The following is a 12,396-nucleotide window of genomic DNA, read 5'->3' as shown; positions in this document are numbered from 1 at the left end:
ATGCGGCGGCTAACCTCATTACGCCGGTTCACCGCCGCTATTTGTTAACCCGCTTCCTGATCCTGCTCAGCGAAGGGTTGGTAATGCCCAGGTAGGATGAAATATGGTAGGCCGGAATGCGCTCCACAATGTTGGGATGTTCTTCCAGCAGCCGCAAATAGCGCTCTTCATTGGAGAAAAACATGAATTCTTCCGCCCGCGTCTGCGCATAGGAGAAGAAAAGCTCCGCCAGCAGCCGCCCGAATTTGCCCCAGTTCGGATTGGTTTCGTAAAGGCCGTTCAGGTCTTTGTATGAAATAAAAACGATTTCGGAATCCTCCATCGCCTCGATAAAATACCAGCACGGATTGCGTGAAATGAAGCTCCTGAACGAGACGACAAATTGATTTTCCGAGAAAAAGAAGAGGTTCTTGTCCCGCTCCGTCTCCGGGTCGCGGTAGTAGATCCTGAAAATCCCCCTGATCACCAGCCCGAGGTCATTGCAAACCATGCGCTGCATATTGAAAAAATCACCCTTTTTTATCTTCCGCGGCTTCCAGAACGGCTGACTTTCAGCAATATCCTTATCGGTAAGCCCCGCGAACTTTCTCAGATAGTCGGCAATGATCTCGTTTTTTTCGGCCATTTTTTAAGCAAAAAGTTGAAATAGGCGTCCGTCAGAATCCACCGGCGGCCGGTTACCCTATAAGCAAAATCATTGAGCCAATGGTTCATGCCGAGCGCCTTTCCTCATTTCAAATTAAACTCCACCTCTCCACCTGCCGCTAAACTGAATTTCACCAGCTTGCCATCGTCGCTGGTCTTCCTCGCGCCTTTTGAAAAAGTAATATTGTAGCTTTTCGAATCCAGCTCAATGGCTGTTTCTCCCGCTTTTTCGGCTTTGAGACTAATATGGACAATCTTCCCGGCTTTCTTCTCGGCGCTGACCAGCACGGCTCCTTCGGCCCGGAGGTAATGAAATGCGGCGTCCTGCCAGTCGGCGGGTATGGCGGGCATCACCTGGATGCGGCCGGCGTAGCTTTGGAGCAGCATTTCCTGCAATCCTGCCGCGAAGGCGAAGTTGCCTTCCAGGGTGAATGGCCGGTAGGTGAATTTCGAGAGGCCGGATTTGGTCTGGTCGCCGTTGGCGTGGAAGCTGTTCGGCAGGCAGAATGCGCTGGCGAAAATGCCGAGCGCGTCGCGGGCACCGGCACCGTCTTTGGCGCGCGCTTTGAGGCTGGCGAGCCAGGAATAGGAATAGCCGCACCAGTAATCGGGGCCGATCTTGTCCAGCAGTGCCAGGGTATTGCGGATCGTCTGCCGGGCTTCTTCGCCGTCCTCCCATTTGATCAATCCCAGCGGATGAATGGCCATGACGTTCGAGAAATGCCGGTGCGATTCGTTGTACGGGTGCCCGGGTGCGAACATGAGCTCGTGCGTGGCCGTTTTGGCATAGTCCGGAAATTCTGCGAGGATCGCACGCCACTTCTTCGCCTGCACGCTGTCGCCGATTTCCGCCGCCAGCTCAGCGCCTGCCGCGAAGGCGAACCGGATCAATGCAAGGTCATAATTGGTCGTCTCGGAGAACCACGCTTCCAGGCTGTTGTTATGAATTTCCGGGCTCGAACTGATCGGTAGCTGGCGCTGCCCCGTGGCATTTTTAATCGTGATATTTTCAAAAAACGTGCACACCTGCCGGAACCAGGGATAGGCCCTGTCTTTCAAAAACTGTCTGTCCATGCCGTAGCGCCATTGCAGGTAGTAATGGTGCGCCAGCCAGCCTGATACCGTCGGTGAAAGCGAATACTGAATCCAGCCACCCATTTCCGTACCGTCCAGGGTCGTCACACCAGGAACGGCCAGGCCGTCGACGCCGAAGTAATCGCGGGTGTAGCGGAGGTAATTGTTCTTGTTTTCGTCGAGGTGATCGAGGTAGCCGAGTGCTTCTTCGAGGTGGTTGCCGCTGTATGCCGGCCAGTAGCTGAGCTGGGTGTTCAGGTCGTGGTGGAAATCGCCTTTCCAGGGTGGAATGCGACCATTATCGGCCGTCCATACCGCTTGCAGCGAAATCGGCGGGGCGCCGCGCCTTGCCGCAGAACCGAATTTGTATTGTTCGAGGTACCATTGCTTTTCGATGACGGGATCGGGAACGCGGATGGACGATTTCGCCCAGAATTTGGTCCACCAGGCCGAATGGATGGCATGCGCCGACGCGTAGTTTTCCGCTAATGCAGCCTTCGTCACATCGCCCGCAGCGGGGTGCTTCACGGCCTTTCCCTCGTGGGAAGAAATGCTCCAAACACCTTCGACGACGCCTTTTGCCACCGTTTTCCAGCGCACCGCCACCTCGTACCGGAACCCGCCCCAGCCTTCCTGGTTATAGGTGATGCTATTGCCGGCCCGTTTGATGACGCCCTGCTGGTAGCCCAGTCTCGCCAGGTCTTCCCCGCCTACCGGGTTCGGTTTCGCTCCCGGATCGACTTTCCCCTCGTACTGCGGCGCCATCATTTCCGGCACAAAATCACCTGTGACGCCCTCGAACCGAAACCAACCCACCGGCCGCGTCGCATGCACGAACGATTTCAGCACCATCCCGTTCGACCACTCCACCACCGCCGTGGCATCGGCAAGCCCGACGTCCGCTCTTCTGACCTGTGCACCGTCCGGCATCCGGAACTCCAGCGCTCCCGCCGGGATCTTGGAAGGCGCCGGTTCACGGTCGTAGGGCGCATCGAGGTACTGCTGCACCGGTTTGTAATCTTTCTTGCGGACCTGTTCCTGCACCCACTTGTAGCTGAATTCCGCCCGGTGCAGGCCGGCCATCGGCCGCATGTCCCAAACATCGGCCCTGTCGAGAGACAACCGCAGTTTCCCCTCTTTTTCCCAGATCAGCGCACCTACAATGCCGTTGCCGAGCGGCAAACCTTCATCCCATGTGTTGGCCAGTTTTTCAAAATGCAGGTTATGCCCCGGCTTCGGCTGGGCAGCCAGCAATGCCGGAATAAGGCAGATACAACCCACGTGCCGAAGCCGGGCAGACGAAATGCTGAGAAATCGGTAAATCATAAAAAGGGTTTAGGAATTGGTATTTTAAACTAATAACCGGTATTCTGCACGAGGCTTTTGTTCCGGTCGATTTCGGCTTGCGGGAACGGCAGCACATTGTTTTTTTCTCCGAATGACAAGGTTACGCCCGCCGGATTTTTCACCAATGCAAGTTTTTCAGCCATAATTCCCCACCGTTTCAGATCGAAATAGCGGTGGCCCTCCATCGCCAGCTCTACGCGCCGCTCGTGACGGATGAAGTCGCGGAGTTTTTCCTTCGTATTGTACAAGGTCTGCTCCACCGCCGGCAGGTTTACGCCGGTTCTCGAACGGATCTTGTTCAGGGCGTCGTAGATTGTCGCGTCCGGGCCGGATGCTTCGTTTTTGGCCTCCGCATAAGCCAGCAGCACCTCCGCATAGCGCATGTGCACGACATTCATATCCGTGACGGTGATTTTCGAACGGTCCCAGGGCAGCTTGGAAATATCCATGTATTTCTTTTGCACAAAGCCCGTCAGAATGGGATCGGTGGTGGCGAACGTGGAGCCATCCGGGTTGATGTACGGGTCGCCGGGCACGAGGACGGTCATTTTCAGCCGCGGGTCGCGCTTCAAGTACGGATTATTCGCATCGTAGCCCGATGCCGGGTCGGTGATCATCTTTCCGTTCGTCATTTCATACTCGTCGACCAGGCCCTTGTACGGCTGAATGCCGCCATACCAACCGATTTCGACGAGCATTCCCTCGCCGCCCTGCGGATTGTTCGGTGCCAGGTATTTGGTGGAAAAGATTATTTCCGGGTTCCCCTGCTGCGTCGGTTGGAGGAACAGATTGGCATAACCTCCCTGAAAAATCGAATAGGTATTGGTGGCCATGATCGCGCTGGTCAGTGCGATGGCGTCGGCCCAGTTTTGCTGGTAAAGCCTCACCCTCGCCTTCAGCATCTGCGCGCTCGCCTTCACGGCGCGCCCCGTGTACGCGGTGGCGGGCAGCTTCGCAATGGCATCGTCCAGGTCCTCGATCACAAACGCCAGCACATCGGCCTTCGGACTTTTCGCGATTTTGGCATCCTCTGCCGTTTTGGGCGCGGTTTTGTACAGCACCACATCCCCAAAGAATTGCACGAGCTCAAAATAGAACATCGCCCGCAGGAACCGCACTTCCGCCGAATAGAGATCCTTCGTCGCCTGCGGTACGACCGCCACCGTACCCACATTTTCCAGGAAATAATTGCAAGCCGCGATCCCGGCATAAGGTTCGTTGTACAGCGACGTGTTCACATTGGACGGGTTAATCACGCCGATCGTCGCATTGTTGAAATTGAAGTAACCGTGCCGGTCCAGCGCATTGTCCGAATAAGTGTCCAGATAGGGCTTGCGATAACCAAAAACAGCACTTTGCAATCTCCGGTAAACGCCGGCCAGCGCCATATCCACGTCCGTCTGGGTCTTCCAGAATGTTTCGCCCGAGATGGCATGCAGCGGCTCCTTGTCGAGAAAGCTGTCGTCGCACGAACTGGCGCCTCCCAATACGAGGGCGGCCAGCATGGCGGTGAAAATAGATTGATGTCTGATATTCATCGTGTCGATGTTTTGAATAGGTCTTGAACCAATGCTTAGAACTTGATACTCAGCCCTGCCGTGTAGATCCGCAGCTGGGGAAACTGGGCAAACCGGCCGGAACCTGCCCGCTCCGGGTCGTTGCCTTCGTATTTGGTCCAGGTAAGGAGGTTGTCGCCCGAGACGTAGATCGTCAGCCCCTTCGACCGGATCTTGCTGAGCATCTTTTCATTGAATGCATAGGACAAATACAGGTTCTTCAACCGCAGGTAGGACGCGTCCTGAATGAAATAGGTGGACGAATAGCCCGCCACGCCCGCGTAGCCCGTCAGGTAAGTCGCCGGTACGGTGTTGCTCGGGTTCGTGGGCGACCAGGCATTCAGGAACCGTTTCGGCGGCGCCGATCCCTGCTGGAACGGCTCATATCCCCAGCCCGTCACCTGGGTACTCACGCCCTGCACGCCCTGGAAGAATGCATTCAGGTTGAAGCCCTTCCAACCCGCATTCAGGCTGAACGAGTAGTTGTATTTCGGAAAACGGCTGATTCGAATGCGGTCTTCCGGCCCGACGGTCCCGTTACCATCCACGTCCCTGATTTTCAGGTCGCCCGGCTTCAGGGTGCCGGAAGAAGGCTGTTTGGGCGAATTGTTGATTTCCTCCTGGCTTTGGAAAACGCCTATCCAGTCGTACACGAAAAAGTTGTTGTAAGGCTGCCCTACCTCGATGGTACCCAATGTCGGCGCGAGCAGTTTGGTAACCTTGTTTTTATAGCGGTGAAAAAGCACGTTGACGCCGTAGTTAAACTCCCCGAAGCTCTTCCGGTGCCGCAGCTCCAGTTCCACACCCGTGTTCTGCATCCCGCCCGCATTCACGATCGGCGCGGACAGCCCTACGCTGTTCGGCAGGTCGGCGCGGGTGGAGAGAATGTCGGAAGTCTTGCGCTGGTACCAGTCGATCGTCGCGCCGAAAAGGCCGCGGTAAATATCGATGTCGAGCCCGAAATCGAGCATGGCCGTTTTTTCCCATTTCAAATCCTTGGTAACGAGGCGCGTCAGCTGCGCACCGGAGCTCAGCGAGTTGGTGAACGGGTAAGACGTCAGGCTGAGAATGTCCTGGTAGGGATAGTTCCCCGACAGATTGAGCCTATCGGCGGCACCGACGTTGATTTCCTGGTTGCCCAGCACACCATAGGAAGCCCGGAGTTTGAGGTTATCCATCCAGGAAAGCGAATTTTTAACAAAACCTTCCTCCGAAATCCGCCATGCCGCGGAGCCGCCCCCGAATGTCCCCCAGCGCGAGCTCACGCGCGAGGTACCATCCCGGCGAATGTTCCCTTCGAGGAAATATTTACCTTTGAAATCATAGTTAACCCGCCCGAAATACGACCGCAGTGCCCATTCCGAGGCCGTACCGCCCGTTGCCTGGTTGTTCGGCCCGCTGCCATCCAGCACCATAATGCTCGTGTTGGGGAAGTCGAACCGGTTGCCGGAAATGCGTTCGGTAAGGTTATTCTGCTGCTCAAACCCGGCCAGTAAGCCGAGGTTATGGTTGGTACCGAATTGCCGGGTGTAGTTCAGGGTACTGAAAAACGTTTTCGTAATGCTCCGGTCTTCCCGCTGCTGCAAACCGAAGAATGTAGGGTTACCATTCGCCACCTGCACGTAATTGCCGGAAGCATCGGGCTGGTAGGCAAACGACGGCGAGCCGAACTGGCGGTTTTTCAACTGCTCGTTCAAAAATGTAATTCCCGCCTTGTTAAGCCATTTCAACCCTTTTAAAATCTCGATTTCGGCGAAGGCCTGCGCATTGACATTATAGGTTTTGGTAAACTGCCCGCCCGTCGCGTACACTTCCTCCACGCTCCGGTTGCCCGATCCATTGGTCACAAAATCACGGTTGGTGACGCGCCCGCTCCCGTCGGGGAGGAAGGGCATAAATGTGGGTGCCGAAGCGTAGGCGAGCAGCAGCAGGTCGTCGTTGACGAGCCAGGGCGCTTTCGCATTCTGGTACGACAGGTTCATGTTTGTACCCACACGTACGCGCTTGTGCACCTGCGTCGAGAAGTCGACCAGCCCGTTGTAGCGTTTGTACAAATAGCCTTTGGTAATACTCTCCTGGTCGAGGTAGTTGAAGGAAACATTGTAAAGCGTCTTTTCATTACCGCCGCTGAAACCCAGGTGGTGGTTCTGGATCGGGCCTTTATCGAGCACATAATCCAGCCAGTTGAAATTGGGGTACTGGTTACTGTTCGGGTTATTGCGGTACAGGTCAATTTGCGCCTGGGTGTAAATCGGCGCCTGACCGCTCCTGGCCCGTGCGGAATTGTACATTTCCATATACTGCACCGAGTTGGTGATCAGCTCCGGGGTGCGGGTGGCTTCGCTGAGGCCATAGCTGCCCGCATATTCGATCTCCGAAGAGCCCGCTTTCCCTTTCTTGGTCGTGATCAGGATCACACCGTTCGCAGCCCGCGCGCCGTAAATGGACGCGGACGCGGCATCTTTCAGCACGGTAACGCTCTCGATATCCTGCGGTGAGAGGTTCTTGATCGACGCGATAATGCCGTCTACGAGGATCAGGGGCGCATTCGACGCGCCGAAAGAACCGAATCCCCGTAGCTGGTACGCGGCATCATCGCGCCCCGGCTCGCCGGTCGACTGGATCACGTCCAGCCCCGATACCCGGCCTTGCAGCAGGTTCTGCACATTGGGTACCGGCCGCTCGGTGAGCTCCTTCCCGGACACCGTCGTGACCGACCCCGACAAATTGGCCTTGGTGCGCGTTCCGTACCCGACCACCACCACCTCGGAAAGCGATGATTCCTCGGCTTTCAGCGTAGCGTCCACGGTGGCGAGGTTACCGGCGGGCACTTCCTGTTTGATATACCCTATGTAACTGAAAACCAGTACAGAGTTGGCTTGTACCTGCAAAGCATACTTACCCTCGCTATCGGTAATAGTACCGGTGGTGGTGCCTTTGAGCTGCACGCTGGCACCGGGGAGCGGGGCTCCGTTGTTGTCGAAAACGGTACCCGAAACCTGGCGGTTCTGCGCCCGGGAAACGGTACTGCAAATGAGTAAAATGACGACGAATAGCAGGTGCCGGGCAAGGCAACTGCCTGATGTCGTCCGGGACTCAGGATAGCAAAGTTGATCCATAAATTTTCCGAGGTTTAAGTGGGAACTGTTGAACTGTGCAGTGGTGACAACTAATACCAAATGTGCAGGGCGGCTTACCTGTCATCAGGGGAATGGTCATTACGGGCAATTGATCACTAAAGAGGGCGGAAATCACTTTTTTACAAATAGACCGAGCATGTGGTCCCTGATGAAGTGGCATACTTTCAGACAAATAAATAGTGATTTAGTTCAAAAAAATGATTTTAGGTTGATATTTTGTAGTACTATATTTGCAACCCAAATAACTTTATCATGAAGCCCAACTTTGCGATACTGTCCGACCTCGCCCATGCCCGGAAATCGTTCGTGGTGAAGAAAATTGCGCGCTCGTCCTTCTCTACCGATTTCCACTTTCACAAGGAATGCCAGCTCGTGCATGTCGTTTCCGGCTCGGGCGTGCGCATTATCGGACAATCGGTCGAAAGGTTTGAAAAAGGCGATCTGACGTTCGTGGGCCCGAATGTCCCGCACGTCTGGTACAGTGAGTCGGAATCGGGGAATCCGGAGACGCTGGAAGCTATTTCGCTGGCGCTTTACATCGATTCCGAGCTGTTGTGCGAGCAGATGAGCGGGCTGGTGGATGTCAAAAAAGTCCAGGGCTTTTTCAACGAATCGCAGCGCGGACTGAAAATTCATGGAAATAAAAAGGAGCAGGTAGTCGATATTTTGCAGGAAATGCTCGAACAGAAGGAAATCCATCTGCTATCGTCCTTCCTGCGCATCCTCGCACACCTGTCCGACCCGGAAGAGCTCACTTACCTCAATGCGCCCGACCCGATCTCCACCTATTCGATCAAGCCGCATGGAAGGATTCCCAAGCTGATGTACTATATCCATCAGAATTTCAAGGAAGATATCAGCCTGGAAAACGCCGCGTCGGTGGCCGGATTGCAAATCCACGCATTCTGCCGGTATTTCAAGGCATTGACCAACCGCACATTTTCGGAATTCCTGAACGACGTGCGCATCGGCTACGCCTGCAAACTACTGCACCAGTCCGATCTCCCGATTACGCAGATCGCCCTAGAATGCGGTTACAGCAACATTTCGTATTTCAACCGCTGTTTCAAGAAAATCAATAAAATGTCGCCTAAAGAATTCCGCGATTCACTAGAAACGCGGAACCGGCGTAAGGGCTGAGCCTCTCTATCTCCGGTAACCCAGCTCCGCACCGCCGCCGACGGGCATGATGCACCCCGTCACAAACCGCGCCGCTTCCGAAAGGAGGAACACGGCCACGTCGGCAATGACGTCGCCTTCCGGGCAATAGCCCAGCGCATGGATATCGTCCAGGTACCGAGCAATACGGTCCGGCTCCGGTTGCTCTTCCGACCATTTCCGGAGCATGGGCGTCCACACGCCCGCGGGGCAAAGCGCATTCACCCGGATGCCGAAAGGCGCATAATCGAGCGCCATCGCCTTGGTGAGCGCATTCATCCCGCCTTTGGTACCCACGTACGCCGCATGGTTTTCCTGCCCCATTTCCCCGACGAGACTGCTTGTATGGAGGATGCAGCCGCGGGTTTGTTTCAGATAGCCGATCCCGTATTTCGTCGTCCAGAAAACACTTTTCAGGTTGACGGCCAACAGGTTGTCCCACTCCGCTTCCGAAGTTTCGTCCAGCGGCTTCGAAGGACTGGCAATGCCGGCATTGTTATGAATGACGTCGATTTTGCCGAACGTGGCCACGGTGTTTTCAATGGCTGCTTTTACGTCGTTACCCGCCCGCACATCGCCCGCACGAGCGACGAGCGGCGTTCCGGCAAGCGCTGCCGCAAGGCTTTCCAGCGCAGCCGGGTCATTATCCATAACCGACACGCTCGCCCCTGCCGCGAGGTATGCTTCCACGCATTTCCTGCCGATACCCGAGGCACCACCGGTAATGAATACGACCTTTCCTTTTAATACTCCCATGATGATTAAAATTGCCCGTTGCCTGGCGGCAGCTATTATCCCTTAAGATCGCTGCTGCTTCCGGCTACCTGCGGAACCTGGTAAAAGGCATCGACAATCTCCGCCGGATGTACGAAAAACTGCCTCAAATGCGGGATATGCTCCAAAAACAGATGCTCGTGCCCCATGCCGATGTGATTGAACAATACCAGGTGCTGGTGTATCTGGCCCATATCGCCGATATGCGGCACGACGGGAACGCCCATACTTTTCGCTAACAAACTGATCGTCAAAAACTCCGAAATGCCTCCTACCCGAACGGCATCGACCTGGCAAAAGTCCAGGGCTTTGGCTTGGAGGAAATTCTTGAAAATGACCTTGTTCGGAATATGCTCGCCTGCCGCCACTTTTAGGGGTGCGATGGCGCGGGCGATGGTTTGATGCCCGATTACATCGTCGGGGTGCGTCGGTTCTTCGATCCAGAAGGGGTTAATGCCGCCAAGTTGGCGGCAGATGGTCAATGCCTGCGGAACGTTCCATTTCTGGTTCGCATCCACCATGATTTTGACATCGTCTCCGCCCACCTCGCGGATCAAAGCCGCACGCCGGATGTCGCGCGCCGGATCATCCGACCCGACTTTCAGTTTCAAAGCGGTAAATCCCTGGCCGATCGCATTCTTTGTATTTGATACAATTTCCTCATCCGAAAAATTGAACCAGCCGACGGACGTGTCGTAGCTTTGATAACCCGTTTGCAAAATGTTCGTGCGCGCCTCGCGCGTGGCATAATTCGCCCGTAACAGGTCCAGCGCCTGCTCGCGGGAGAGAACTTCTTCCAGGTAACTAAGGTCGAGGGTATCCAATAGCTGTTCCGGCGTGAGGTCCAGCAGCAGTTTCCAAAGCGGCACCCCGCGCGATTTCGCCCAAAGGTCATAGCAGGCATTGACCACGGCCGCCAATGCCAGATGTATGATACCCTTATGTGGCCCGAGCCACCTCAGCGACGGCGAATCGGCCATTTTGCGGTAAACCGTACCGAAATCCGCCATCAGTTCTTCGATTTCGCGCCCCTCTAACGATTCGGAAAGATAGGTGATCGCCTTACAAACGAGGTCCGTGCCGGCGCCCAGGGTGAATGCCAGGCCCACGCCCGTTGTGGCCCCGTCCGTTTTCAGGCAGCATACCGCATAGGCATATTGCGGGTTGGTATGTGTCGCATCCGACCCGACCCCATCGGCCAGATCGAACCTTTTATCCTTTGTTTCGATGGCTACAATGTACATTACCGCAGCGATGTAAGGGTGGTGTCAGTGGTAAAACCCGTTTCGAAACGGATCTTTTTGTCTTGTCTCAATGCAGCCAGTTCGTCCGCCGTCATCGCCGTGCTCCACACGTACACCTTTTGCAGCGACGCCATGCGGCTAAGCGGTTCCATGTGCACGCGACCGACCGCCGTGCCGCTCAATGCGAGCTCTTTCAGTTTGGGCAGTTTCGCCAGTTCCGCGAGGGTATTTCCTTTGATATCCGTGAAGTTCAGGACCAGCTTCCGCAGTTCCGTGAATTGCGCGATCGTTTTCAAGTCTTCATCCTTCACCGGCATTTTGCTGAGATCCATCGCCACGATCTGGCTTTTGAGAGGCAACAAATCGCCGATGTCCCCGGATTTGAATACGGCCTGATTGTAAAAGTTCACAAACAACGCCGGTGAACCAGCCGCATAATGCCGCACCGCCCGGTAGTTGGTATTCAGCTCCTTCACCTTCGCTGCGTCCGCCGCTTCGAAATCGTACGCTTCGGCGGCTTCGTTGCCGCCGAGTACCTGCGCGGCATAGCGGGATAGCGGGTTTTGTGCAGGTAATGCATTCACTTTTTGTGTAAAATCCGGCCCAAGCTTCACCCATTCGGAGAGCAATAGCATTTCCTCCTCCGTGAGCTGCGCCTTCCCTTTTGGCGGCATATGTTTTTTGTCTTCCAAAGGCAAATGCACCCGGCTGATCATCAGGCCCAAATCCGGGCTTGTGGTATCCCAGAGCATACCGCTTTTGCCGCCTTTGGTGAGCAGCGCCACGCTTTGCATCTGCAACCCGCCTTTCGCCTTGTCGGCATTGTGGCAGGCGTAGCACTTTTGCCGCAACACCGGCTGCACGAGATGGTCGTAGACGACAGCCTGGTCGATGGAGACGAGCGGGACGGGGTCATAGGCGCCAGCCGGCGACCATGCCAGGAAATCTTCGCCGTGGGTGAGATTCCCGCCCATATGCCCGGTAACCAGTAGCAATGCGGAGAACCCGGCTGCGACGAATTTGGCCGGTATCCGCCACGCCGGCAGATATTTGGAAGCAGCATACCATGCGAGGCTCCCGATGGAAGTACCGGTGCCCAGCCATTTGTGCCATTGCAGGGTCTGAGAGGCATCGCTTTCTTCCCTGGACAATAAAAACCCCGAAAATGCGGCCGTGCAGGCCGTAAACGCACCCAGCAAAAGCAGCGTATCGGCCAGCTCCGCGTTCCACCGCGCCGACCCTTCTTTTTCGACAATCAATACCCAAAAACCATAAAGCAGCAGCACTACCAGCGGGAAATGCAGTACCGCCGGGTGTAGCCGGCCGATGGGAAACATCCAGGCCGGGGCAACTACCCGTTCCTCGAAAAATAGCAGGAAAATCAGCAAGCCATTCAGGAAGAAGGCCGAATTCAATACAAATCCCTTCCAATCAGACAGATAGCGGCGCACGGTAATG

The 12,396-nt window shown here is 55.5% G+C and carries 8 protein-coding genes; 1 reads left to right on the top strand and 7 read right to left on the bottom strand.

The features are described 5' to 3' along the window. Window positions 1–37: 37 nt before the first annotated feature. From H144_RS0114065 to H144_RS0114050, 4 genes are all read right to left on the bottom strand, one after another. Window positions 38–625, bottom strand: a complete 588-nt coding sequence (locus tag H144_RS0114065) for a Crp/Fnr family transcriptional regulator (RefSeq protein ID WP_019942713.1) — start codon at window positions 623–625, stop codon at window positions 38–40. A 104-nt stretch (window positions 626–729) separates the two neighbouring features. Next, window positions 730–3,045, bottom strand: coding sequence for a glycosyl hydrolase family 95 catalytic domain-containing protein (locus H144_RS0114060; RefSeq protein WP_019942712.1), 2,316 nt, complete (start codon window positions 3,043–3,045; stop codon window positions 730–732). Window positions 3,046–3,074: 29 nt separating this feature from the next. After that, window positions 3,075–4,604, bottom strand: coding sequence for a RagB/SusD family nutrient uptake outer membrane protein (locus H144_RS0114055; RefSeq protein WP_019942711.1), 1,530 nt, complete (start codon window positions 4,602–4,604; stop codon window positions 3,075–3,077). A 35-nt stretch (window positions 4,605–4,639) separates the two neighbouring features. Then, on the bottom strand, window positions 4,640–7,741 hold the full coding sequence (locus H144_RS0114050) for a SusC/RagA family TonB-linked outer membrane protein (protein WP_019942710.1): 3,102 nt from the start codon (window positions 7,739–7,741) through the stop codon (window positions 4,640–4,642). Between the two features lie 273 nt (window positions 7,742–8,014). On the opposite strand from H144_RS0114050, the gene H144_RS0114045 reads away from it, so the two are divergent. Next, window positions 8,015–8,902 carry an AraC family transcriptional regulator gene (locus tag H144_RS0114045; RefSeq protein ID WP_019942709.1) on the top strand — a complete coding sequence of 296 codons (888 nt, stop codon included), beginning with the start codon at window positions 8,015–8,017 and terminating at the stop codon, window positions 8,900–8,902. Window positions 8,903–8,908: 6 nt separating this feature from the next. On the opposite strand, the gene H144_RS0114040 is transcribed toward H144_RS0114045, so the two are convergent. The 3 genes from H144_RS0114040 to H144_RS31820 are packed head-to-tail and all read right to left on the bottom strand — an operon-like array spanning window position 8,909 to window position 12,389. After that, complete coding sequence (locus H144_RS0114040) at window positions 8,909–9,676, bottom strand: SDR family NAD(P)-dependent oxidoreductase (protein ID WP_019942708.1); 768 nt, start codon at window positions 9,674–9,676, stop codon at window positions 8,909–8,911. A gap of 35 nt (window positions 9,677–9,711) precedes the next feature. Beyond that, on the bottom strand, window positions 9,712–10,938 hold the full coding sequence (locus tag H144_RS0114035) for an enolase C-terminal domain-like protein (protein ID WP_019942707.1): 1,227 nt from the start codon (window positions 10,936–10,938) through the stop codon (window positions 9,712–9,714). Further along, window positions 10,938–12,389, bottom strand: a complete 1,452-nt coding sequence (locus H144_RS31820) for a c-type cytochrome domain-containing protein (protein ID WP_169409391.1) — start codon at window positions 12,387–12,389, stop codon at window positions 10,938–10,940. Before H144_RS31820 ends, H144_RS0114035 begins: the two co-directional genes overlap by 1 nt. Between the last annotated feature and the right edge of the window lie 7 nt (window positions 12,390–12,396).

The sequence above is a fragment of the Dyadobacter beijingensis DSM 21582 genome, from assembly GCF_000382205.1.
GTDB classification, from domain to species: domain Bacteria; phylum Bacteroidota; class Bacteroidia; order Cytophagales; family Spirosomataceae; genus Dyadobacter; species Dyadobacter beijingensis.
The sequence above is the reverse complement of the archived record's forward strand: the minus strand, read 5'-3'. Positions and strand labels throughout refer to the sequence as shown.

Bases quoted from the DNA above. Each gene is read 5' to 3' on its own strand.
- H144_RS0114065 (WP_019942713.1), bottom strand. From the start codon at position 625: ATGGCCGAAAAAAACGAGATCATTGCCGACTATCTGAGAAAGTTCGCG.
- H144_RS0114060 (WP_019942712.1), bottom strand. From the start codon at position 3,045: ATGATTTACCGATTTCTCAGCATTTCGTCTGCCCGGCTTCGGCACGTG.
- H144_RS0114055 (WP_019942711.1), bottom strand. From the start codon at position 4,604: ATGAATATCAGACATCAATCTATTTTCACCGCCATGCTGGCCGCCCTC.
- H144_RS0114050 (WP_019942710.1), bottom strand. From the start codon at position 7,741: ATGGATCAACTTTGCTATCCTGAGTCCCGGACGACATCAGGCAGTTGC.
- H144_RS0114045 (WP_019942709.1), top strand. From the start codon at position 8,015: ATGAAGCCCAACTTTGCGATACTGTCCGACCTCGCCCATGCCCGGAAA.
- H144_RS0114040 (WP_019942708.1), bottom strand. From the start codon at position 9,676: ATGGGAGTATTAAAAGGAAAGGTCGTATTCATTACCGGTGGTGCCTCG.
- H144_RS0114035 (WP_019942707.1), bottom strand. From the start codon at position 10,938: ATGTACATTGTAGCCATCGAAACAAAGGATAAAAGGTTCGATCTGGCC.